We start from the raw sequence: 23,350 nt of genomic DNA, 5'->3' as shown, positions 1-23,350 counted from the left end.
GACGCAGCATGGAAAGCCATTCGGGATGGAGCGAAAACTTCGCATCATCGGACAAGCCATACAGTGGCAACGGTCTTGAGGCCGTCCTGTGCTGCCCTGCTTGCCGGGCCGGAGGATTGGAGAGCCTTGCTGAAGGCCTGCGATGCCCTGGCTGCGGAATGCTGTTCCCTCGGATCGGCGAAACGCCGATCCTCGTGCCCGATGCGGAACACCATTGCGCCTCGGTCGAGCGCATGCAGAAGGAAAATCCAGCTTGGTACACGGCCGAGCAGGATCCGGAGGAAACCAGCCCCTGGCGCCATCACCTGAAGAAGCGGCGGCTCTATGTGACGGGTGTGATCCGGCGCCATCTCGAACGCCTCGGTCTGGAGCGCGCGGAGCGTCTTCTGGACCTCGGCTGTGGGGATGGCACCAATCTCCGCTGGCTGTCCGCTTTCGGGCGCGACATCCACGGCAGCGATTACAATCCGCTGCGTCTGGCCAGGGCCGAGCGGCGGCTTCCTTCGGCGAAATTCTTTCTCGCTGACATCTTGCGCTACCCTGTTCAGCCTGACAGCTATGACATCGTCTTTTGCAATCATGTCATCGAGCATGTTCCGGATGACCTGGGCGTCCTGCAAACGATCCGCCGCATCCTGAAGCCGGGAGGGTTGGCGATCCTCGGCACGCCCAATGAAGGCGCCTGGTGGTGGCAATGGGCTTATCGGCGCGCACCCGAGACGTTGCGCCAGACCGATCATGTCCACTTCTACACGGCACGCATCATCGAGGCGAAGATGCTCAAGTCCAGCCTTGATGTAACCGAAATCAAGCATCTGGGTTGGGGCCCACCGGATTGGGCGCTTGATGGCCGGATCCGGCGGTACAAGCTGGTGGACGACGGTTTCGCCCTGTTCGGCAGGGTGTTCCTGCCTCATCAGGCATCCTCGCTTTACCTGATCGCCACAAAGGGAAAGCCCGATGCCTGAGTCCGCCCGGATGCCCGCCTTCGAGAGAAGCCCGGCATGAAAGTGTTGGAACGACGGAACATTCCTCCCCAGCAGTGGGACGGCGTGGTTCTGGGATCGCCTGAAGGCTTCTTGTTCGCTTTGTCGGGATGGCAGGAGATCATACCCCCTGTCAAGCGGTGGGACCTGAGGGATCACGGCTTCGGAATCCTGCAGCGCGGCGCCCTGGCGGCGGTGGTGCCGTTGCACCAGCGCCCCGACGGTGCTCTGGCGTCCTCGGGCTGGGGCTGGAGCGGGCCGGTCATGCGCGGAGATTTATCCGCGGCCGAACGCCGGGAGGTGATGGCTGCGGCGATGGCGGAACTTCCCCGGCGGGCCCGGCGGCTGGAGGCGCGGGATTTGTCCCTGGGCATGCCCGCCATGACGGACAGCAGCATCCACGCTCCGCAGGGAGTGAACCCCTTCTTCCTCTTCGGCTGGAAGGACACCAGCCGTTACACGCGGGTGATCGATTTCACCGGGCAGGACGAGGAGAGCCTCTGGCAAGGGCTGGCTCCGGACGCCCGTCGGATCATCCGTCATTGCCGGGAGGCGGGTTTCCAGGTGGCCCAGGTGCCTTGGCCGGAGCATGTGGATTCCTATTACGCCATCCATGAGGAAACCTACACACGGACAGGGGTCCCGCCCCATCCCCGGGCCTATTTCGAAGGCATCGCCCGGTTGTCCACGCAGGGCCCCTACAGCCGGCTTTATGCCGGTTGCGATCCGGAAGGGCAGGTCGTGGCCTACCACAACGTCGCCGTCCTGAACGGTCTTTCGCTTTATCACACCGGCTGTTCGCGAACGCTCCATTTGAACAGCGGCATCAACTATTTGCTGTTGTGGGAAGCCATTCGCCAAGCCCATCTTGCGGGCGACCGGCGCTATGAGGTGGGGATCGTCGACCCATCCGAGACGGACGGAAAGATCGCCGGCCTGACCCGATTCAAGAGCAAGTTCGGGGGCATTCTTTGCCGGTCCTTTTTTGCCAGCCTGCACCTATGAGGTTCATGAGGCCCTCCGGAGGCCGACCGGCCCCTGGCTCGACAAGGACCTCGGCCACGTGGTATGCGCCTTGCTTATACCAAAAGCATAGTTTGAATCGATGGTGGGCGGGGAATGCGGAACGACAGCGAGTTGACGGCGCAGCCGGGCAGAGCCCTCGGGCTGACTGTGCATCCAAACGTCGACCGTCTGCCGACTGGACGCATTCTGCTGGTGGCCTGCGCCTATCACGGCACTGACCGCGACCCCAATCCTGACGAGGAAGGCGGCCCCGCGGGATTGTGCAAGCGATGGAACGGGCACCGGATGATGCACCGGAACTTCTACGCAAACCCCCGCCACCCAAGCTACATGGCCGCCCAGATCGACGAGTTGGCAGCTTGGCTGGCACCGGCCCATTGCGAACTGGTCATCGATTCCACGTGGAGGGACCGCTTCCATTTCACGCAGCTTGCCGTCGCGCGGCAGGATCCCGTGATCGATCCGGTTTCGTCCGGTTGGGCTCGCATGGCTGATGGGCAGCCTCCCGACGCCGTGATCCTGTGCTACCGCGACGCCCTGGGGCTTGGCTGCGCTCCCATCGAGCGGGCGGCGGCACGGCAGGTTTCCACTGTCTATGTTCTGAACGGACGCCGTCGTCTCTTCCGCCTGGATGGGGCAATGCGGCGACGCTTGGCGCTGCGCCGGTACCTGGCCGAGCGCCGCGTTATCGAGTTGCTGCTGGCCGCTGCGGTCGTCCCCGTGGCCATGCTGCTGGCCTGTTGGGATGGGATGACGGGCGACAGGAAGCGAGGCGATCATGTCTGATCCGGCCAAGACGGACATCCGGTCCTGGTGGGCCGACCACCCGATGACCTATGGGCAGGATCACGGCACCACCACCTACCGCACCGACAGCGGCGAGGAGAGAAAGGTCGAGATCGGATCGTGGGAGTTCTTTGAACAGGCGGATGCGACCTTCTATGCGTGGAATGAACCACTGCATGGCCCGGCCGGACATTTTTCCCGCATCTTCGACTATGAGCGCTACCGCGGCCGTCCCGTCCTGGAGGTCGGCTGCGGCATGGGCTGCATGGCCATGAACTGGGCCCGGCACGGCGCCCATGTCACGGCCGTGGATATCAATCCCGTTGCGGTGGAGCAGACCCGGCGCCGCTTCGCTAGCTTCGGGCTGAATGGCGACATCCGTTCCGCCGACGCGGAACAGCTTCCCTTCACAGACGAAAGTTTCGACTTCGCCTATTCCTGGGGCGTGCTGCATCACACGCCCGGCACGCGCAAGGCGCTCGCGGAACTCTGGCGAGTCCTGAAGCCCGGAGGGCGGCTCGGCATCATGCTGTACAACCGCCACTCCTTGCTGTTCCGCTTCCTGGTGCAGTTCCAGGAGGGCTTCGTCAATCTGGAAAGCCAGTTCCTGGACCCCTTGCAACTGGCCAGCCGCTATGGCGACGCTGCCCGGCAGGAAGGAAACCCGCACACGTGGCCCGTGACCATCAACGAGGTGCGCCAATCTCTTTTCCCAGCCGGCGCAAGGATAGAGGTGCGCGTCCTGGGCACCGACGTCCCGGACATCCTGGACGTTTGGTTCCCTTTCCTGGGGAAGAAGATGCCGCGTCCCTGGATCCGCGCCCTGGGCCGGCGTTGGGGATGGAGCTTGTGGATCGAAGTGGAAAAGCCCGAATGACCGGCATCGGAGACAGCAGCATGGCCACCCCGCCCAAAACCAATGCCCTTCCGCAAGGCCTGGCCCGCTATGACTCGTTGGCGCGGCAGGCTGGAATGGACCGCCTTTATCTCCTGCTGTCCTTCGATTGCGACACCGACCTTGATCCCGCCGCCGCCCTGGACCTTGAGCCCCTGCTGAAAGAGCACGGGATCCAGGCCACCTTCGCCGTGCCCGGAGCGCAACTGCTGAAGGCGGCTCCCACCTACCGCGGCCTTGCGGAACGGGGAGCGCATTTCCTCAACCATGGTGGCCTGCCCCATGCGGAATTCCGCGACGGCCGCTGGTGGGGATGCACCTTCTACGCCCGGATGCCGGAGGAGGAGGTCATGGCGGACATCCGCGATGGCCACCGCATCGTCCAGGAGGTGACGGGCCAGACTCCGCGCGGCTACCGCACGGCCCATTTCGGCGGATTCCAGGCACCAGAGCAACTGGCTCTGGTCCACGGCACGCTGGCCCAGCTGGGTTATGCGTTCAGCTCCTCCACCCTGCCGGCCCAGGCCCTGTTGCATGGCCCTTGGTACGACGCTGCGGGCATTCTGGAGATACCCACCTTTGGCACCTGGGCAGCCCCGGACACGCTGCTGGACAGCTGGTCACATCTGACCGACCGGCATAATTACGCCTTGGGCGACAGCTTTTACGACCTGTTCGCGGAAACGGTGGACCAGCTCCTGGGGGCGGGTGCCCACGGCATCCTGAACTACTACGTCGATCCCGCCCATGTGGCGGGGCAGGCTCCGTTCCAGCGCGCCCTGGAACATGCCACACGGCGGGGCCTCGCCAGCATCGGCTTCAACGACGTTCTGCGCCTCGCCGGCCGCCCGGTCTGACGCCATGTGCGGCATCGCCGGCATTCTTGATCCTCAATGTCCGCCGGAGGAGAAGCGGATATTGCTGGCCCGCATGACGGACGCGATCCGGCACCGCGGACCCGATGGAGAGGGCATCACCGCCGATGGGCTGGTCGGGCTGGGCATGAGGCGGCTGGCCATCATCGACCTTCCGGGGGGCGAACAGCCCATGGCCGACGCCGATGCGTCGGTGCAGCTGGTCTTTAACGGCGAGATCTACAATTTCGCCATCCTGCGCGAGGAGCTCGCCCATCGCGGCCACGTGTTCCGCACCCGCTCCGACACGGAAGTCGTCCTGCGGCTCTATCTGGACGGCGGACTTCCCGCGCTGGAGCGGATGAACGGCATGTTCGCCATCGCGATCTGGGATGGGCGCAGCCGCACCCTTCACCTGATGCGCGACCGGCTGGGGGTGAAGCCGCTCTACGTCGCCTGGGACGGGCAAAGGCTCCTGTTTGCGTCGGAGATCAAAGCCATCCTGGCCAGTGGCGTCTGGCAGCCTCGCGTATCCGGCCAAGCCATTTGGGATTACCTGACCTTCCGCTATGTTCCCGGCAACCGCTGCATCTGGGAGGACATCTGGAAGCTTCCCCCGGGCCACTGCCTGTCGGTGCCCGCCGGCGAGCCCCCTCCACCGTCCCGGCCCTATTGGACGTTGCCCAGACCCGCCCGGCCCGATGAGTTGTCGGGGGCCAGGCAGGACGCGGAACTCGATGCACAGTTCACCGCCCTGCTCGACGATGCGGTGCGTCTTCGGCTGATCGCCGACGTGCCGGTGGGGATCATGCTGAGCGGCGGGCTGGATAGCAGCGTGGTCGCCGCACTTGCAGCCCGCCAGGGACATCGGCCCCTGCTGACCTTCTCCGTTGCTTTTGAGGGAGCGCCGGAAATCGACGAACTTCCCTTCGCCCGGATGGTCGCGGACCATGTCGGCGCCGAACACCACGAGCTTCGCCTGACCGCGGCTGGGTTTCTGGAGCAGTTGCCGGCTTTCGTCCGTGCCACCGACGAGCCCCTGGCCGACTTGGCCAGCATTCCGTTGGGCGCGATCTCCGCTTTGGCGGCAGACCGGGTCAAGGTGGTGCTGTCCGGCGAGGGAGCAGACGAAATCCTGGCCGGCTACACCTTCGACCGGGTGGCCCGGGATTGGGCGGCGGCGCCCACGCCGGTTGATCTGCGCCGATGGCCGGTGCCGCCGCACATGACCAACTATATGACCTCGGCGGAGAAGCGAAACCTGCTGGCCCGGCCCGGCGACTGGCCCGACAGCATGGACCGGGTGCGTGGCCACATCGACCGGGCAGGGGACACCTCCGCCCTGGACCAGATTCTTTACGCCTACGGTCATGATTGGCTGGTCGAGGACCTGCTGATGAAGGCGGACAAGATGTCGATGGCTCGGTCTCTGGAACTGCGCACTCCCTTCCTGGATTACCGACTGGTCGCCTGGGCCGCCGCCGCGCCCGCCGCCGCAAAGACCGGCCCGGACTCCGATGGGGTCTTCACCACCAAGCGGTCCTTGCGGCGGCTGGCTGCGAAACTCCTGCCTCCCGCCATCGTGCAGCGGCCCAAGATGGGCTTTCCGGTGCCTGTCTATGGCTGGCTGACCGGTCCTTACCGGGATTTCGCGCACGACCGCCTCGCGGATCCGGCGGCACCGCTGCGGAATTGGTGCCAGCCGGAGGCCTTGGACAACGCCCTGAGCGCCGGGACGGCGGCCGAAACCGACCCGATGGATCGGCATCGGCTTTGGCACCTGCTGGTTCTGAATGAATGGATGCGCGAATGGCTGTGACCCGCGGTCTGATTGCCATCAGCTATTGCCTGCCGCCAATGCTGATGCCCCGGTCGATCCAAGTGTCCCGCTTGCTGGACCATACCCGTCGGTTGGGCTGGGACCCCGTGGTGGTGACTCCCGATCGGCCGCCGGCCACGCTGACCCTGGATCCGGTGCTGGATCAGCATTACCACGGCCGTTTCCGTCGGGCCGAGGTGGCGGTGCGAACCGAGCCGAAGCTGGCTTGGTGGCGCGCCCTCTATCAGCCCTGGGCCGCCGAACGGCTTGAGAATGCCTGGATAAAAGCAGCGGTGGCCCGCGCCAAAGCCCTGATTCGACAGGAAAAACCCGCCGCTCTGGTGACCTTCGGCCAGCCTTGGAGCGACCATCTTGTCGGGCTGGCGCTGAAACGCCGCTACCCGGCCCTGCCCTGGGTCGCCCATTTCAGCGATCCCTGGGTGGACAGCCCATACCACACGGCCACCCCCGTCACCCGCAAGGCCGAGGCCGACGTGACGGCTGCAGCCGATGCCCTGGTCTTCACCAACGCGGCCGTGGTGGATATGGTGATGGGAAAGTACCCCGCCGCATGGCGGGAAAAGACGCATGTCCTGCCCCACGCGCTGGAGCCTGAACTCGTACCGCCCCTGAAGCCGGCCGATGGCGAACGGGCGGGATTCCGCTTGGCCCATGTAGGCAACCTCTTCACCGGCCGACTGCCGGACCAGACCTTGTACGCCGTAGCCATGCTGCGGGACCAGGGCCGCTTGCCGCCCGGCTTCATTCTGGAATTGGTCGCCAATCAGTCCACCGGTGTGGGGCGCCTTATTCGTGAGCTGGGACTGCGGGAACAGGTGCGGGTGGGCGGCGCCATGCCTTATGGGGAAAGCCTGCGGCACATGGCGTCGGCCGACGCGTTGTTGCTGATCGACGGGGAGCATTCCGGCCGCAACGTCTTCCTGCCCAGCAAGATCATGGATTATTTGGCTGTCGGGCGCCCCATCCTGGGCGCCACTCCGGCAGACAGCCCCTCACACCAGCTCCTTGCGGATTTTGGGCAGCCCTGCGCCGCTCCCTCTGATCGGCAGGGTTTGGCCGACGCGCTGTCGCGGCTGTTGGCGGACGAGGTCCCCACCCCGGACCCGCGTGTAGCCATCGAGCGGTTCGGAGCGGACCGGGTAGCCCGGCAGTTCTGTGATATCCTGGACGGCCTCGGGTCAACTCTACGCTGACGCAAACTTCCGTTCTTTTGAATCCGAGGGGCTGGCGCTGGATTTGCCAAGAAGGCTGCCGACCTGTCACAAACAGGTTGTTGCTTGTGCCGCTTGCGCTGTTTCCAACACAGAGCGATCAGATAAATGACACTTTCAGCCAAATTCCGGATAAGAGGCACAAAGCCGACGCGAGAGCACACCCACAGCATACTGGCAACGAAGGAGGACTGATACGGCCGGGACCGGTGAACGGAAATGCCGGTTCATCAAGGGGAAGCCCCAAGGCTCGTCATCCGTGATTCCATCGTAAGATCGGCAGCTGCGAAATTATCCGCCACCAGTCGCTCTATGCCAAAGGAATCCTTCACAAAGGCGGATCCCGCCGTGCCCAGATTTCGCCGCAGGGCTTCGTCACTCAGCAAACGCTGGCCCCCTTCCACCAAAATGTCCATGGCTCCGTCCGGCACCGCATAGGCGTGCAGAGCGGGCGCCAAGGCTTCCAACACGCCGCCCACGGCGAAACCCAGCACCGGCCGGCCCAGACTCTGGGCTTCCAAATGGACGTTGGGCATGCCTTCGAAGGCCGCAGTGTGAAGCAGCAGGTCTGCCGCCGCAATCCAGGGCAGACCATCCGGCTGTGGGCCGGCCAAATGGACGCGCCCACCCAGCCCAAGCCGCTCCACCTCTGCGGCCACGGCGTCCCGCATAGGGCCGCCGCCGACCAGAACGGCCTGGAGGTTCGGGACGCTCCCGGCCAGCCGCCGCACCGCTTCCAGGAACAGGAAAGGCCGCTTCTCCGGGACCAGCCGGAACACACCCGCGACCAGGGGCTGGCCCGGCCGCAAGCCGAGTTCCTCCCGGATGCGCCGGCTTTCTGCCTTCGCCGCTTCCTGCTCGGCCGGGCTCGGGGCGGCGTTGACGATCACCCGGAACCGTTCCTCCGGGATGCCCATCCAGCGCGCGCAGGCCCTTGCCCCGGCTTGGCTGTTGGCGACAAAGCGCACCTGGGGGAAAACGGACAGCAAGGCCAGGCACCCGGCGTACCAGTCGATGCCGTTGGGGAAGTAATGGGTGAAGTGGCTGGGGTCGAGGCTGCGCAGGCACAGCAGGATGCGTGGAACCCCGGCCAGCAGGGCGGCAACCCCGGCCATCACCGATGCCCGCTCCATGTAGGCCACCACCAATGACGGAGGCCGGGCCAGCAGGGCCGCCCGCAAAGCCAGCACCCGGTGCATCATTTCCGGAGGCAGCAGTTCCACCGCCCGCATAACCGGCTCAGGGTCGGGACCGGCCAGGGCGCACGGGTCGCCGGTCCAATCGTCGCGCGGTTGCGGCAGATGGTTTACCGGCACCCCGCCCGTCCGCAAGAGCCGGTGCAACCCCTCCAGATCGGGCTGCGGTGGGCCCAGCACCAACAGCCGTGGACCAAGGCCCGCCTGTCCCAGCCCCGCGGCCAGACGGCAGATCTGCCGCTCCGACCCGCCCAACGTCAGATATTCGCTGACGAGGGCGACCCCCTCCCGCTCCGGTACGGGGGACGCCGCCACCGCGCGCATGCGCCGTCCCAGGGCCGCCACGGGATCGTCCGACAGGTCACGAAGCCGCCGCACCCAGGGCGTGTTGGGGATACCGGCGCCGAACGGCCGATCGCACTCGATCCGGAACGGCGGCATTACCGGAAAGTCGCCCAGAGCGCGAATGGTGTCCAGGATTGCCGGCAAGGCCGCGGACTGGTGGGGAAAGACCATCACCGCCGCGCCGGCGGGGTCCTCCCCGGCCAGACGCTCCGGGGGGGCGATCTCCACGCCCTGGACGCGGCACCCCCACTTCGCCGGGTCGGCATCGACCACGTAAGCCACAGGATGGGGAGCAAGCTGGAACAGGGCATGGCGCAGGTCCCCCGTCGCGCCCCAGCCGACCAGACGCCGCCGGCCGGCCGCAATGTCCCGGTAGAGCGCAGCCAGTTCCGGCCCTTCGTTCAGCACGGGGAATCCTCTGCGGCGTCGCGGCCGATCCGGACGGGATGGGTGCGCATCCAGGTTTCCAGCACCATCAGCGCCCAGAGTTGGTAGAGCGAGGCTTGCTCCGCCTGCCGTTTCATGAATCCAGCCAGCCGACGCGCGCCCAGCCAGCCAGCCAAGCGGTTGTCCGGCTCGGCCAGAATAACGCGCAGATGCTCCAGCACATGCCGCTTGGTCCAATCCTGGAAGACGGGCAGGCCAAACCCCGTCTTGGGCCGCTCAAGCCAATTCCTCGGCAGATAGCGGGCAGCCAACTGCTTCAAGACCAGCTTGCCCCGGAATCCATCGTGAATGTGTGCCTCGGGCAGACCGGCGGCAAAGCGCGCCACCTCCACCGACAGGTAAGGCGTGCGGCACTCCAGGCTGTTCAGCATGCTCATCCGGTCCACCTTGCCCAACACCACCGGCAAATAGTAGCGGGCGTCCATCTCCCGCAGCCGATGCACCAGGGGACGGGGATCCAAGTCCACCCGGCGCCGCAGCGACAGGATCAGATCGGCAGTGGCCGGCGGAACCCGGCCCAGAAGGGGGGGGAGTTCCGTATCGTGATAGACCAGCATGCGGCCGGAATAGTAATCCTTGCCCACATGCCAGCGTCGGGCCGCGATGTCGGCCTCGCGGCCGTGCGTGGCCGCCAAGCACTCGAAATAGCGCCCGTAACCACCGAACAGCTCGTCCCCGCCGTCGCCGGTCAGGGCGACCGTGACGCTGCGCCGCGCCCATTCGGAAACTAGGTAGGTGGGCAGGCAAGAGCTGTCCACGTTGGGCTCGTCCAGCCGGCGGGCCAAGTCGGTACCGAGCGCGATCACGTCCGGGGTCAACAGCCGGGCACGGTGGTCCACCCCCAGATGCCGGGCCATCTCCTCCGCCTGGAGGTGCTCGGTGTCGGGCGTGTTCTCGTAGCCGATGGTGAAGGTCTGGACTGACCGGTTGAGCCGTTTCGCAACCAGCGCCACGGCGGTGGAGGAATCCACCCCGCCCGATAGAAAAGCGCCTAGGGGCACGTCGCTGATGAGGCGCCGGCGCAAGGAGCGCAGCAAAAGCTCCTCCAGGGCGTCGGCCTGCTCGTCCAGGGACCGGCCGGCCTCGCGCTGACCGTCCACGATGAAGTCGAAATAACGCACCGGCTCGCCCGGCCCCTGCGGACCGACCCGGAGATAGCAACCGGCGGGCAACTTGCGGCAGGAGCGGTAGATCGTCCCCGGAGCGGGGATCAACTGCATCGTCAAATAGGTGGCGATGGCGTCAAGCGTGATCTCGGCGTCGAAGTCCGGCAGCGCGGTCAACGTGCTCAACTCCGAGGCGAACGCAAACAAGCCGTTCTGGTGGGTGTAGTAGAGGGGCTTCTCGCCGAAGGCGTCCCGGCTCAGCAAAAGCTCCCCACTGGCGTCGTCGTACAGGCCCAGGGCGAACATGGCGTCCACCCGGGTGAGGAACCAGGGACCCTGGCGTTGCAGGCCGGCCAGGAAGACCTCCGTGTCGGTGCGGCCTGCGAAGGTCTCCCCCTGGGCGGCCATTTCCGCCCTCAGCTCCTCGAAATTGTACAGTTCACCATTGTAGGTGAGTTGCAGCCGCCCGCCATCGCGGCTCATGGGCTGGTGCCCGGCCGGCGAAGTGTCGATGATGCTGAGGCGACGGTGGACCAGGATGCATCGGTTGTCTGGAGCGTGCCAGATGCCCATGTCGTCCGGCCCGCGGTGGCCTAGCCGGCGGGCCATCTCCAGAGCGGTTGCCCGCATGCGTTCGGGAGAAAGACGCCCGTCGGGATTGAGAATTCCTGCGATACCGCACATGCCGTTTCCCCCGGATACCCCGGACCGGAACCGCCCGAAGTGGAGGCGGAGTATATATCTTGAGCCCGCGCGGAGTACACATTGGGGGTAGAATGGACAGCCGTGCCGGCTTTCGGGCCTGCCCCGGCCAACCTTGACCCAGGATGCCGTTCCTTCTATAGGCTGGGCAACCTCGGGACCGTGTTCAGGACGTTTCGCTTCATGGCAACAGTGCTCCGGAAAATCCGGATAGCAACGAAATCCGTTTTTTCCGCGCTGTCCGGGAGCCTGCCATGATCTTGTCCAGCACAGCGGCCATACCCGTGTATCATGACCTGCTAGCCGGCCGCCGACAGGCCGTCGCCTGGGGCGTGACCGGGGCGATGCCCTATCTCCTGCTGCAATCGCCCCACCCGTTCCTGTTCATCGTCGATCAAAATCCCGAACTTTGGGGGCGCCGCATCCTCGGTATACCGGTCCGCCCGCCAGAACACCTTGCCGAGCTGGACCCGGAGGTCACAGCTGTGGTGATAACGGCTGACTTCGACCGGTTTGGTAACGCCATCGCCGCGCAGATCGCCGAACTGGGCAATCATCCTGCCGTGCGGTGGATGGAGCCGGAGATGTTGTCCAGCCTTCTCGGGCCGATTGTTCCACCGTCCACGGAATGGTTGAGCGGCTGGCCGGGCCCGTTGAACACGGCTTTCTGGAGCGATCCAGTGCGGTTCTGCAGCGAAGCTCTGCAGAGGCATGCCCGTCCACCTCGGGTGGAGTTCGGGGTCCCCCCCCATGCTTGCCTTTGGGTGGGAGGGCTCGCCACCGGCGGGGCTGAACGCCAATTGGTCTATCTGGCCCTGGGGTTGAGAGCTTGCGGCTGGCGCGTCACGCTCGTCACCCAGTTTCCTCCCGGCCCCGCAGCGGACAACTACGTGCGCAGGGTGGACGAGGCCGGCGTGGACCGGTTTGAAATGCCCTTCCCTCGCGAATTCTGGGGCGGGATGGAGAACGGGCTTCTGGAACGGCATCGTCCCGCCCTGGAATGCAGCGCCGCCTTCCTGCGTCACGTAACCCACGCCGTGGCGACCAGCGTCGAAACCCTGGACACCCTGACTCCTGACCTGCTGGTGGGCTTCCTGGACATTGGCTGCATGGCGTCGGGCATTGCCGGCCTGCTGACGGGAGTCCCGCATATTTTGATGTGCGGACGCAGCGTCAACCCGACCCACTTTCCCGAACTTGCACCGCTCTGTCGGGAACCGGAGATGTTGCCGGCCTTGTATCGTCTCCTTCTGGAGCATCGGTCGGTGCGTCTGGCCAACAACAGCACGGCCGGTGCTGCATCCTATGCCGAATGGATCGGCATGCCTGCCGCCGGCATCGGGGTGGTGCCGAACGCCGTCGATCTCGAAGCCCTGTCCCAGGTTCCTGCCGACGCTGGCATCCGTTGGCGGGCGCGTCTGAACATTTCTCCTGAAACGCCGGTAATCGTCGGCGTCTTTCGTCTGACGGAGGAAAAGGAACCCTTCGTCTTTCTGGACGTGGTGGAGCGGGTGCACCGGCACAACCCCAAGGTCCAGGCCTTGCTGGTCGGCGACGGCCCCCTACGCGCGACACTCGCTGAGCGGATCCGGGAGCGCGGGCTCTCGGAAGTCTTGCGTCCGTTGGGCAGGCAAGCCGATGTGTTCGGGATTTTGAAAGCGGGCGACCTGCTGCTCCAGACATCCCGCATGGAAGGGATGCCAAACGTGGTGATGGAAGCGCAGGCGCTTGGCCTGCCGGTGGTCGCCACCAGTGTGGGCGGCACACGGGAATGCTTGGCGCCCATGCTCCACGACTTCACCGCCGACGCCGGAGACGCGAACGCTCTGGCCACCCACTGTCTGACACTGCTGGCTTCTCGGGAGCGAACCGAGTTGGGAAAGGAAGCGGCGGCACACATTGCCCGGAAAGCTTCGATTCCAGCGATGACGCAGCGCATGCTGCGCGCAGCTGGCTGGCCTGGCCCGGATACCGGCAGTTTTGAATTTACCGGCGTTTAACGCGGCATAAGCGACCCTTCCTCCATCCGGGGCAGATCCAGACAAGAAGGCGGAAGAACATGACTCCCCCCCGTACATCGGCAAACATCGACACCGAGGCTTGGCGTTCCGCGATCAAGGCCGATGCCTTCGCCAGCTATCACGCCGAGATGGGCAGGGCCGTGCTGAAGGAAGGAAACATCCCTGCCGCAGTTGAGCATTTCCGCCAAGCCTTGGGCCACGATCCGCGCCATCGCGTCGCCCAGGTCCGGCTGGTGGCCACGTTGTGCCAGCACAGTGAGAACGCCACCGCCGCCCAGCAAGCCCATGCGGCGGCAATAGCCGTCGACCCGCTGTACGAGCCGCGTGGACACTGCCTGATTGCGCTGGAAGCCATGGAGGCGAAGCAATGGGAGGCGTCCGAACAAGCCCTTTCCGAAGCGGAGCGCTTGGCGCCTGGGTTGCCGGAAGCCGCCTTCTGCCGCCGCCTTCTGGCCATTGCCCGCGGGCGAGGGGAGGGCCCGGACGCGCCCCCTCCCTCCACGACCGGAGTCAGCCCTGACATCGCTTGGAACATCGTCGAGGAGGCGCTGTCCCTTTCCTTCGCCGCCTTCGTGGAAAACCGCTTTTCGGCTATGGTGGAGGTCTGCCGGCTGGCCCTGGCCCTGGATCCGGACTGTTCGCGAGCCGACGCGCAACTTGGCCGGGGCTTGACCCGCCTGGGACGGCAGGAGGAAGCCGCCGCAGCCTTCGAACGGGCGGTCGCCCGGGAAGGTGAGCAGGCCGATCTGCTCTGGTGGTTCGCGGAATGCCTGATGCGCCTGCCGGAGGGGGTTGATCGAGCGGCCAGCCTGTTTGAACGCGCTGCGGCGCTCAATCCGGATTCGCCGCTGATCCACGCCAGCCGAATCCATTATCTGCTGCAGCGGGGGCGCTTCGCTGAGGCGATCCGTCTGGACCAGTCGCGGCTTGAGCGGAACCCCACCGATATGGTCACCCGTGGACGTCTTGCCGTCGGCTTGCTCAGGGCCGGGCAAGCCAACGAGGCCGTCACTGAGTTCCGCCATTGCCTGAAAAGCGTCTCCAATCCCTTTCTTAACGCTTATCTTGGCTTGGCACTCCTGGCTGCCGGCGACGTGTCCGCCGCCGTCACCACCCTTGAGCAGGCGTTGCAGCAGAAAGCAGGCGACGCCTGGATTTCCAGTTGCCTTGGCTTAGCCCGGCAGGCAGATGGCGCACCCGACCAGGCCTTGACCCTGCAACGCCACGCCGCGCAAACCGATGGTTCGGCCTGGGTGCAGATCACTCTGGGGCTGGCCCTCGCCGCCACGGGAAACCGAGAGGGCGCATTGGCGGCTTGGCGGAGCGCGGCAGAACAAGAACCTTGGAACCTGTTCTACTATTTCAGCCTAGTTCCGACTTTTCGGACCGAACTGCTGCAAGGTTTCGAAGAAATCGGGTTCACGACATCCTCACCTTTCTGGCCGGACGGACAATGGACCGGGATAGCGACCTGAGCGCCGCCGGCGCCCTGAAGATCGAAACCTGTTTCATATCTAGCGACTTGTGGATATCCCCCGTGATGTCAGACAGAAATTCCGCGATGCCGACAAGCCCCCCTGATCCCGCACCTAATGCCCCGAAGCCCTCGCCTCCGAACGACCTGACATCCAGCATCGCAGGCGTTCTAGCGGTATTGCGCGCCGGTTCATTGGCCGATGCGGAAAAGTTGTACCGCATCGGCATCGAGCGGTTTCCCAACCAGCGGTTTCCCGATCTTGCGCCTGGAATGCAACTGCTTCAGGCAGGGCTGGCTTGGGCAGCACTGGATTTCGTCGTCCACCGAACCAGCGTGACCGGCCCCGAAGCGGAAGGGTTGCGCGGTCGTGCTCTCCTGGCCCTGGACCGCCCGGCGGAAGCGGAAGCTTTCCTACGCGCGGCCTTGGCTCCTCGGCGAGTTTTCCAAGAGTCTGTGGAGTTGCAGGAGGCTCTGGCGGAAGTCTGCGACCGATTGGGCCAAGCCACAGAGGCGAGGTTCTGGCGCCGCCGGGCGCGCATCATGGCAGAAAACTTTTGCGCCCCGGCGATAGCGGATTACGACCGGGCTTTCGCCTTGCGTCGAAACACCCGCAATCCCCTGCGAGAGCGCGCCACCTTCTGGCCCCTGGCTTTTGCCGCTGATGGCAACCTCACCCTGAAGCGGGCAGATCTGCGCACCTTCATGGAGCGCCATATCGTCGCCGGCCTACCCCGGCCGACACGCTTTATCCGGGCCGAGGACCGAATCTTCAGCTTCGGATCCTGTTTTGCCCGCAACATCGCCGCCGCCTTGCTGGACTTTAACGTTGTTCCGTTCAACGCGACTTTCTTCGAGGACATCAACACCCCCATTGCCAACCAGCTTTTCTTCGAATGGCTGTTGGGCAAGCGCCAAGCCGACGCGGACGAGAACACCCGCCGGATGGAGATCCTGTACGGTACCGAACGGGATCGGGTGATCCGCAACTTGGCCGCCGCCGACGCGTTGATCATGACCGTCGGAGTTGGCGCCGTGCCGTTCGATACTGCCACCGGCCAGTTCGTATTCGCACCGGTGTTCGAGGATGGCGCCTTCGATCGGATCGAAATGCGCACGCTGTCGGTGGCCGAGCATACGGCCTGCCTTCAGGCGACGGTGGACAGCATCCGTGCGTTCAACCCAACCGCGCCGCTCTACGTCACATTGTCCCCTGTTCCGCTGAACGGGACGACGGAGTTCCCCTCGACCATCATCGCCGACTGCGTCTCTAAATCGACGTTGCGCATAGCCTTGGCCGAACTGCTGCGGACGTCGGGGGACAACACGTTCTACTGGCCAGCCTTCGAGATCATTCGCTGGCTTGGCTCGCACCTGGAATTCGCTGTTTTCAACAATCTGGACAGCCGCCACCCCGATCGGGAAATCATCGCCGAAATCACCGACCTTTTCGTCCAGACTTTCGGGGACAGTTCGCTGGTCCGGCTTCGTCCCGCCATCGACACGCCACGGACGCCCTGATGGCAAACCATTCCGCCCCCGCGCGCATCCTCTGCATCGCCGGTGCCCGGCCGAATTTCATGAAGGTGGCAGCGGTGCTGGCGGCGTTGCGCCGGCGGGACGGGCTGATGCCGATCCTGGTGCACACGGGCCAGCATTATGACCCGCAGATGAGCGGGCAATTCTTCGAGGAGTTGGGCCTGCCCGCCCCCGACGTGAACCTGGAGGTGGGATCGGGCAGCCATGCGACGCAGACAGCCGAAATCATGGCACGCTTCGACCCGGTGCTGGAGCGGGTAGCGCCGGCCTGTGTGCTGGTGGTGGGGGATGTCAACTCCACCCTGGCCTGCGCCTTGGTGGCGGCCAAGCGGGGTGTTCCCCTGGCTCATGTCGAGGCCGGCCTGCGCAGCTACGACCGCACGATGCCGGAGGAAATCAATCGGGTGGTGACCGACCAGTTGGCGGACCTGCTCTTCACCTCCGAAACCGGCGCTCTGGCCAACCTGCAGCGCGAAGGCATTCCGGCCGAACGGGTGCATTTCGTCGGCAATGTCATGGTGGACACGCTGCTGGCCAATGCGGAACGGGCAATACCGGTGGCACACACCCTGGCGACGTCCGGGGTGGAGCCGGCCCGTGCAGCGCCCTTCTTGGAGGCCGGGCACCCTCTTCTGGTGACGCTGCACCGTCCGTCGAACGTGGACGACCCCTCCACGCTTCAGGGACTGGTGGCTGGGCTGTGCGATCTGGCGCGGCTTCGCCCCATGCTCTTCGTCCTGCATCCGCGCAGCCGGGCTCGGCTGGAGCAGGCCGGCCTCGGAGAGCAGCTGGAAGCCGCCGGTTGCGTTCTGCTCCCGCCCCAAGGCTATCTGGCCATGCTGGGGTTGCAGCGGCATGTCAGCTTGGTACTGACGGATTCAGGGGGCATCCAGGAGGAAACAACGGCCCTGGGCATCCCCTGCTTCACCCTTCGGACCACGACAGAACGGCCGGTCACGGTGGAAGAGGGAACCAACCAGCTCGTACCGCCCGAACCCGACGCCATCAGGACCGCGTTCGGCACCTTTCTGAAAAACGGCGGCAAAGGCGCCAAGCGCCGGCCTGCCCTTTGGGACGGCATGGCGGCCGAGCGCATCGCCACCGTCCTGGACCACAGGTTTGCGGGTGCTCGTTGCCCTTCCACCGATGTAAGCTCTTTCAAGGGGACCCCGGAACCATGAGCCGCCCAAACCGCCCCCTGACCACGCGCATCGCCGAAGCCGTTTCCACCCGCATCATGGAAACCTTGAGCCCTGACTATACCGAAGAAACGTTCCGCCAGTTCGCCCCACGCATGAAGGTCGAAACGGTTCGCCGACGCCTTCGCGCGCGGGACAGGGTTCTTGAAGTGGGGTGCGGCAATGGGCTCTACATGCGGGTTCTATCGGGCCTGTGCCGTGAAATCGTTGGTGTCGACATCACCGATTCCCTGCTATCTGCAGCACAATCGGCGTTTCGGGACAGGGCGATCGACAACTGTCTGCTAGCCAAGGGCAGCGCGACTGCGCTTCCGTTCGGTCCCGACCAGTTCGACCTCGTCTATTCCTTTTCCACGCTGGTGATGGTGCCTGATATCGAAGCGGCCGCTGCGGAAATGACAAGGGTCCTGAGACCTGGCGGCGTCGGTATTTTTGACATCATGAACGTCGGCACACCCACCTATCGGCACTGGAATGACTGGTACCTGGCACAAGGACATCCGGGATTGGCAGCGCTCAGCTGGACCGAGACACAGCGCCTTTTGTCCAGGCTTGGCATGCAAATTCTCGATCAGCCCGCGTTCGGACTGGTGGATCACCTCAAATACTGGCGGCCCGCACTGAACCGGCCGTGGCTGGAGCGGACATCTCACCATCCCAGCTTCGATCTGGACCACTGGCTGTCCAACCTGTGGCCTTTCCGCCGTTTGCCCAACAAATGGTACGTCGTGGCCCGAAAGGAGCATGACGAGCGCCCGCATCTCACAGGCTGGACAGGAAGAGCCTGCACCGGACAGGCCCAGCCATGACGTCCGAACTTGCGCACGACAGCCTTTCAACTTGGCCCGAACAGAAGCGTGCGGAGCTGCTTGCCTATCTTCACGGTCTCTACAAAGGGGTCTTCACCGAGGAGGCGATCCAGTTCCACCTCGACGTCCATGTCGGCTTCGATTTCGCCGACCACGCCTTGAGCAGGATACTGCCCACGGCCCGCCCCGGTGAACGTCTGTTCGACATCGGCAGCGGCTTTGGCAGCTTTGTCCTTGCGGCACGCGCCGGGGGACTGGACGCCCGGGGCATCGAAATCTCGGAGTTTGAAACGGGCATCGCCCGCTGGCGGCTGCGCCGACTGCGTCCCCAGGACGACGCCGACTTCGTATTCCGGACGGACGATGCCCGAAGCCTGGATCTCCCCCCGGCAAGCGTCGACATCGTCACCCTCTGGAATGTGCTGGAGCATGTGGACGCTTACGACACCGTTCTCGCGGCGGTCCACAGGCTGCTGCGGCCGGGGGGGCGGGTGTTCGTGATCTGCCCCAATTACTGCGCGTGGCGTCTTGAGGCCCATTATCACGTTCCGTGGACACCTTGGCTGGCCCTGCTGCCCCGATCTGCGGTGGCGCGGCATATTCGCGACAAAGGGCTGGATCCGTGCTTTTTTCAGACCAGCATTTTCCGCCGCACCAACTGGGGGGTCCTGTCAGCCCTGAAGCGGCTTGGATTCCAACTTTTCAACTTGGACAACAATTGGCCCATGGATGTCGGCCAAGGCGGTTTCAGAACCTTCCGCAAACGCCCTCGCCGTTTTCTGAATTTCTGGAATCCGTTCCGGCCCACGGTAGAATTGGCGGCCCGCAAAATCTGAAATCTCGCGCCGCCCGCCGTGCCGGTCGGGACGCACGTCATTAAAGAGGTCAGAATGTCTCGTCTGATGGTCATCGTTCCCGATCGGTTAACGGACATCATCAAGAAAGGAGAGTTTCAGCCCTGCTATTACAATCCGGGCAACCTCTTTGACGAGGTGCATCTGTGCAGCACGACGCCCGATAAGCCGGATCTTGCCGCCTTGCAGCACACGGTCGGGACGGCGCGGCTGCACTTCCATGTCATTCCGGAAGACCTCGACCTGTGCCAGCGGGACTGGCGCCGGGACAATTATGCCCCACTGCGTCAATGGGCTCGCCCCGGCGTGGAGTTGGCCGCCCGGATCCAGCCCAACCTGATCCGGCTTCACGGTGCCGATTGGAACATCTGGGTGGCGAAGTGCATCCGCGAGGAGCTCGGCATTCCCTTCGTCGTTTCCCTGCATATCAACCCGGACATCAACCAGCCTCGCCAGTATCCTGGGCCGAACTTGGAGCCGCACCAGATTCGGCACAACGAGTTCTTTGCCTATATCCAGGACGAAGGGCTGCGCGCCGCGGATCTCGTGATGCCTGTTTACGAGCCGATCATTCCGTTTCTGGAACGGGTCGGCGTCGTGAGCTACAAGGTTTGCTACAATATCTTGGACGGGCAGAATTTGCGGCCAAAGGAGCGGTACGATCTGGCCGCCCCGCCCCGGCTGCTCTACGTCGGCCGTGTGTTCGGCGACAAAAACCCGGAACCCATCATCCTCGCCTTGGAGCAAATCCCGGACGCGACCCTGACCATCGTCGGGGACGGCCCCTTGCGTGTTCCCCTGGAGATGATGGTGCAAGAGCGCAACCTGCAGGAGCGGGTGCATTTCCGCCCGGCGGTCCACAACGCGGAACTGTGCCGGATGCTGGGCGAGTTCGACCTGTTCACGATCCACACCGAGTATTTCGAATTGAACAAGTCGCTGCTCGAAGCGCTGCTCACCGGATTGCCCGCCGTCCTGAACCGTCGGCGCGGCACACCGGTACCGGAGTTGGCGGAAGCCAACATTGTGCGCTTCGTCGATCCCACCCCGGACAGCTACGCCGACGCGATCCGGGAACTGCTGGCCAATCATGCCGGTCGCGCGGCTTTGGGTCGGCGCGCCGCGGCACATGCCCAGACCCGCTGGGCACCGGCCCTGACCGAGGCGAAGGTGGTCAGCATCTATCGACGCTTCATGCGCTGAGCCGGAAGGGGGCCTCCCACCCCGACACCGGTCACGACATGGTCAGGTCATAAGGAAAATCGAACAATGCAGCGCCAAGAGGATCGCCCAGCCGCATGGCCCGAAGCGGACACATGGCCCCAGGCGGACAGGGACGATTCGTGGCGGTGGGATTCCGCCTTGGCGGCCATCGCCCCGGACGAATTCGACCTCTTCTGCATCGACATTTTCGACACGCTCATCTTGCGCCGGTGGGGTCCTCCCGAGACCGTCTTCGAACGTGTGGCACAGGACGCGCGCACCGCCGGCCTGCTCGACCCGTCCATGACCGACGATGCCTTCGTCATCGTCCGCCGTCAGGCGGAGGCACGGGCCCGAGCCTGGGCCCGGACGCAGGGCCATTCCGAAACCGGACTGGCGGACATCTACCGCGCCCTGGAGGTGCCCGGCATCGACGCCGCGGCCCTGGAGCGGCTGGAGCGCACGGTCGAGCGCAGGGCGGCGGTCGCCAACCCCAACCTCGTCGCGCTCCTGTGCGACCTGCGCCGCCGGCGGAAGCCCGTCGCCCTGGTGTCCGACATGTACCTGGGCGGGACGGAACTGGAGGATTTGCTGGGGTCCGTCGGCATCCTGCCCGGGCGGGATTACGACCGGCTTTACGTCTCTTGTGACCACGGCGCCTCGAAGGCCGGCGGCGCGCTGTTCCGGGTCGTGCTGGCGGACCATCCCGGTGTGCCGCCTTCGCGGATACTCCACATTGGGGATGACCCGGTCACTGACAAGGCAGGAGCCTTGGCCGCGGGTATCCACAGCGTGCATTACACCCAGCCTGGCCGTTCGAAGGAGATGCTGCGGCGCGAGTCCCTGCTGGGCAACGCCTCACGGGGGCCGTTGACGCTGCTGCGCACGCTCGCCGGGCGCCGCAGGACGGAGCAGGAGGACGATGCGTTCTGGCACCACTACGGCGCGTCCGTCCTGGGGCCCATCGCCGTACATTACGCCAATTGGGTGCTGCGCCACGCGGCGGCGCGCGGCATCCGGCGCATCGCTCCCCTGATGCGCGAAGGGGAATTGCTGGGTCAGCTCATCGCCCGCGAGGCGGAACGGCTCGGCATGGATGTTGACGCAAGGCCCCTGGCGGTGTCCCGCGCAGCGCTCTACCTGCCGTCGCTGACGCGCTTCGACGAGGCGGAGTTCCGCTCTCTGGGCTCTGAAATCTACCTGACGCTTCGGGATGTCATGGTCATGTTTGGCCTGGACGATTTGCCACACGCGCTCACGGGCCACGCCGACCGTCCCCTGGTAGATCTGCTGGGCGCCGAATTCGGCGAAGGTGCCGACGCATATCAAGCCGCGCGCTCCTATCTGCTGGCCGAAGGGACGAAGGATCGCATCCTCGCCAAGGCGCGGCAGGCGCGCCGCAATCTCGTTTCCTATGTCGAGACGGAGCTTGCGGATGCCGGCCCCGTAGCGCTGGTGGACATCGGCGCGAAGGGGTCAATGTTCGAGCGGCTTTCCCGCATGCCCGAACTGGGCGAGCGGTACGATTTCCACGGCTATCTCTTCTACGCCACGCCGGACGCCCTTCACCGGATGGCCAACGGCCTGCGCGTCCAAGTTCACATGCCCCTGGCCGCCGCGGCGCTGGAACGGGCGAAAGTCGTCTACCGCAGCCCGCAGTTTTTCGAACTGCTTCTGAACGGCGAGGCCGCGACGACTGCAGGGTACCGCCGCGATGCCGAAGGCCGCGCTGTCCCGGTGTTCCTGCACATGGACATCGACGCGGCCCAACAGCGCGCCCTACGGGCCTGCCATGCCGGCATCTTCTCCTACTACGATCAGTGGGCCGCCCTAGCGGAGCGGAATGATGACGGATCGGGCGGGGCGTGGGAGGTCGATCCGGCCGTGCTTCTCGGCATCCTTCATCGGGCCGTCCATCTGCCGACGCACGAGGAGGCGTCGCGGATCGGACGCCTCGTCTTCGACGTCAACAACGGCTCTCCGGTGCGACTGCCCCTGTGCAACAACGATGCCCGGCGGGTTCTGGCGGAACTGTGCGCAGCAGCCCCTCCACCCCTGTGGCTGAGCTTGGCCCTGCAGACACGGCCATCCGAACTGCCCTGGCCACAGGGAACGATGGCCTTGGAGCAGCCCGGGCACATCGAGGAGATGATCGAGGGCGCGCAAGGTGGTTTCGGCCACAGGACCATCAGCCGGCAGCTCGTCCATATGGCGCGACGCGCCAGGGTGAGCCGCTTCATCCTCTGCGCGGCCGGCGGCATGGGCGGTATGGGGCCAACGCTCCTCGACGTGGCCCACGAAGCTGGGCTTGAATGCGTCGGCTACGCCGATCTTCTGGTCGTGGGCGACGGCGTCTTCCGGCAGGCGGAGCTGGGACTGGCGGACGCCGCGAGGCAGAGTTGCCGGGATATCATCGTTGTCAGCGTCGGCTACGGCCCCGCCATCATTGACGCCCTGAAAACGAACGGCAAAGGCGACGGCCGACCGCTGCGCTGCTGGTGGTACGACGGAACACGTTTCCGGACCACGCGGCTTCTGCACGGCACGGAAGAGGACATCGCCTGAACACGCGCCGGGGGCGCCGGCGCTGGATGAACTGTGCAACGACAATTTCGGCGTCCGGCCGTATTGCCGCACTAAGAACTGCTACTTGGCGCCCATTGCCGCCCAGCCGTAACTGGCAGGGGCGACGTGCCCCCGAACGAACCTGTCCCTACAAACTTCCAGCCCCCTCATACCGCGCCATTGGGGCCACCCATCGACGCACCTTCGGGCAGCCGTCCCAAAACGCTGATGAATGATGGGGGTCGAGTAGCAACGGTACGGGAAACCTAGGTAAGGCCCCCTGACTGTCTCG

The 23,350-nt window shown here is 65.0% G+C and carries 17 protein-coding genes; 15 read left to right on the top strand and 2 right to left on the bottom strand.

Going from position 1 to position 23,350, the window contains the following annotated elements:
- Positions 1-8: 8 nt before the first annotated feature.
- The 7 genes from DXK32_RS20470 to DXK32_RS20440 all read left to right on the top strand — a co-directional run bounded on the left by DXK32_RS20470 (position 9) and on the right by DXK32_RS20440 (position 7,580).
- Positions 9-968 carry a methyltransferase domain-containing protein gene (locus DXK32_RS20470; protein WP_114860193.1) on the top strand — a complete coding sequence of 320 codons (960 nt, stop codon included), beginning with the start codon at positions 9-11 and terminating at the stop codon, positions 966-968.
- A 36-nt stretch (positions 969-1,004) separates the two neighbouring features.
- Positions 1,005-1,991: a lipid II:glycine glycyltransferase FemX gene (locus DXK32_RS20465; RefSeq protein WP_114860192.1), complete on the top strand. Its 987-nt coding sequence runs from the start codon at positions 1,005-1,007 to the stop codon at positions 1,989-1,991.
- Between the two features lie 114 nt (positions 1,992-2,105).
- A complete protein-coding gene (locus DXK32_RS20460; protein ID WP_162801284.1) occupies positions 2,106-2,798 on the top strand; it encodes a hypothetical protein in 693 nt (230 codons plus the stop codon).
- On the top strand, positions 2,791-3,675 hold the full coding sequence (locus DXK32_RS20455) for a class I SAM-dependent methyltransferase (RefSeq protein WP_114860190.1): 885 nt from the start codon (positions 2,791-2,793) through the stop codon (positions 3,673-3,675). The genes DXK32_RS20460 and DXK32_RS20455 overlap by 8 nt, the downstream gene beginning before the upstream one ends.
- A gap of 95 nt (positions 3,676-3,770) precedes the next feature.
- Positions 3,771-4,550: a polysaccharide deacetylase family protein gene (locus DXK32_RS20450; protein WP_162801282.1), complete on the top strand. Its 780-nt coding sequence runs from the start codon at positions 3,771-3,773 to the stop codon at positions 4,548-4,550.
- A 4-nt stretch (positions 4,551-4,554) separates the two neighbouring features.
- Positions 4,555-6,366 carry an asparagine synthase (glutamine-hydrolyzing) gene (gene asnB, locus DXK32_RS20445; protein WP_162801281.1) on the top strand — a complete coding sequence of 604 codons (1,812 nt, stop codon included), beginning with the start codon at positions 4,555-4,557 and terminating at the stop codon, positions 6,364-6,366.
- The gene (locus tag DXK32_RS20440) at positions 6,357-7,580 is read left to right on the top strand and encodes a glycosyltransferase (RefSeq protein ID WP_114860187.1); all 1,224 of its coding nucleotides are present in this window, start codon (positions 6,357-6,359) and stop codon (positions 7,578-7,580) included. The genes asnB (DXK32_RS20445) and DXK32_RS20440 overlap by 10 nt, the downstream gene beginning before the upstream one ends.
- Before the next feature lie 248 nt (positions 7,581-7,828).
- On the opposite strand, the gene DXK32_RS20435 is transcribed toward DXK32_RS20440, so the two are convergent.
- Both DXK32_RS20435 and asnB (DXK32_RS20430) read right to left on the bottom strand, forming a co-directional pair.
- Positions 7,829-9,547, bottom strand: a complete 1,719-nt coding sequence (locus DXK32_RS20435) for a glycosyltransferase (RefSeq protein ID WP_114860186.1) — start codon at positions 9,545-9,547, stop codon at positions 7,829-7,831.
- A complete protein-coding gene (gene asnB, locus DXK32_RS20430) occupies positions 9,541-11,376 on the bottom strand; it encodes an asparagine synthase (glutamine-hydrolyzing) (RefSeq protein WP_114860185.1) in 1,836 nt (611 codons plus the stop codon). Before asnB (DXK32_RS20430) ends, DXK32_RS20435 begins: the two co-directional genes overlap by 7 nt.
- A 272-nt stretch (positions 11,377-11,648) precedes the next feature.
- Between asnB (DXK32_RS20430) and DXK32_RS20425 the strand changes: the two genes are divergently transcribed.
- The 8 genes from DXK32_RS20425 (at position 11,649) to DXK32_RS20390 (ending at position 23,058) form a co-directional block, all read left to right on the top strand.
- On the top strand, positions 11,649-13,394 hold the full coding sequence (locus tag DXK32_RS20425; protein WP_114860184.1) for a glycosyltransferase: 1,746 nt from the start codon (positions 11,649-11,651) through the stop codon (positions 13,392-13,394).
- Between the two features lie 59 nt (positions 13,395-13,453).
- Complete coding sequence (locus DXK32_RS20420; RefSeq protein ID WP_114860183.1) at positions 13,454-14,890, top strand: tetratricopeptide repeat protein; 1,437 nt, start codon at positions 13,454-13,456, stop codon at positions 14,888-14,890.
- Entirely contained in the window at positions 14,869-16,410 is a 1,542-nt protein-coding gene (locus DXK32_RS20415; RefSeq protein WP_114860182.1) for a GSCFA domain-containing protein, read from the top strand. Before DXK32_RS20420 ends, DXK32_RS20415 begins: the two co-directional genes overlap by 22 nt.
- A complete protein-coding gene (gene wecB / locus DXK32_RS20410) occupies positions 16,410-17,609 on the top strand; it encodes a non-hydrolyzing UDP-N-acetylglucosamine 2-epimerase (RefSeq protein ID WP_114860181.1) in 1,200 nt (399 codons plus the stop codon). The genes DXK32_RS20415 and wecB overlap by 1 nt, the downstream gene beginning before the upstream one ends.
- The gene (locus tag DXK32_RS20405) at positions 17,606-18,436 is read left to right on the top strand and encodes a class I SAM-dependent methyltransferase (RefSeq protein ID WP_114860180.1); all 831 of its coding nucleotides are present in this window, start codon (positions 17,606-17,608) and stop codon (positions 18,434-18,436) included. The genes wecB and DXK32_RS20405 overlap by 4 nt, the downstream gene beginning before the upstream one ends.
- Positions 18,433-19,272 (top strand): class I SAM-dependent methyltransferase, encoded by an 840-nt coding sequence (locus DXK32_RS20400; RefSeq protein ID WP_114860179.1) that lies wholly within the window; start codon positions 18,433-18,435, stop codon positions 19,270-19,272. Before DXK32_RS20405 ends, DXK32_RS20400 begins: the two co-directional genes overlap by 4 nt.
- A 54-nt stretch (positions 19,273-19,326) precedes the next feature.
- On the top strand, positions 19,327-20,493 hold the full coding sequence (locus tag DXK32_RS20395; RefSeq protein WP_114860178.1) for a glycosyltransferase: 1,167 nt from the start codon (positions 19,327-19,329) through the stop codon (positions 20,491-20,493).
- A 159-nt stretch (positions 20,494-20,652) separates the two neighbouring features.
- Positions 20,653-23,058, top strand: coding sequence for an HAD family hydrolase (locus DXK32_RS20390; protein ID WP_162801280.1), 2,406 nt, complete (start codon positions 20,653-20,655; stop codon positions 23,056-23,058).
- Positions 23,059-23,350 lie beyond the last annotated feature (292 nt).

The organism is Azospirillum brasilense (assembly GCF_003349955.1).
Lineage (GTDB): Bacteria > Pseudomonadota > Alphaproteobacteria > Azospirillales > Azospirillaceae > Azospirillum > Azospirillum brasilense_B.
The sequence above is the reverse complement of the archived record's forward strand: the minus strand, read 5'-3'. Positions and strand labels throughout refer to the sequence as shown.